Origin of the sequence: Micromonospora craterilacus (genome assembly GCF_003236315.1) — a bacterium.
Taxonomy (GTDB): Bacteria; Actinomycetota; Actinomycetes; order Mycobacteriales; family Micromonosporaceae; genus Micromonospora; species Micromonospora craterilacus.
The window spans coordinates 1-445 of sequence record NZ_POTY01000572.1 but is presented as its reverse complement, the minus strand read 5'-3'; the positions used below and the strand labels follow the sequence as shown (position 1 = coordinate 445).

Sequence of the window (445 nt, the reverse complement as noted above, 5' to 3'; positions counted from 1 at the left end):
GTCTCCGGTCCGCCGCAGCCGGTGTCGGGTCCGCCCCAGCCGGTCTCCGGCCCGCCGCAGCCCGTGTCCGGTCCGCCCCAGCCGGTGTCGGTTCCGCCGCAGCCGATCTCCCCGTCGCCGCACTCCGTCTCGGGTGGTCCGGTGTCGGGTGCCCCCTCCTGGGGCGCACCGGTGTCGGCCGCTCCGGCTTCGCCTGCTGCCTGGCCCGCACCCGACGGGACCGGCCAGATGCCGCCGACGGCGGTCGGTGCGACGTCCGAGCCGCCGCCGTCCGACCCGTTGACGGGGCTGGGGCGCAGGATCAAGCCCTCGGAGCCGCCGAAGCGGCAGACCGGGCTCTGGGTCGCGGTCGCCGTGCTCCTCCTGGTCGCCGCCGTTGGCGGCGGCGCGGGCGTCTGGGCAATCTCGGCGAGCGGGCCGGATCCCACGTCGACGGGCCCCACCC

General features: G+C 78.2%; 1 pseudogene. It reads right to left on the bottom strand.

The window, feature by feature from the left end:
* Positions 1-445, bottom strand: a pseudogene (locus tag C1I95_RS36845) (hypothetical protein); the annotation flags it as partial.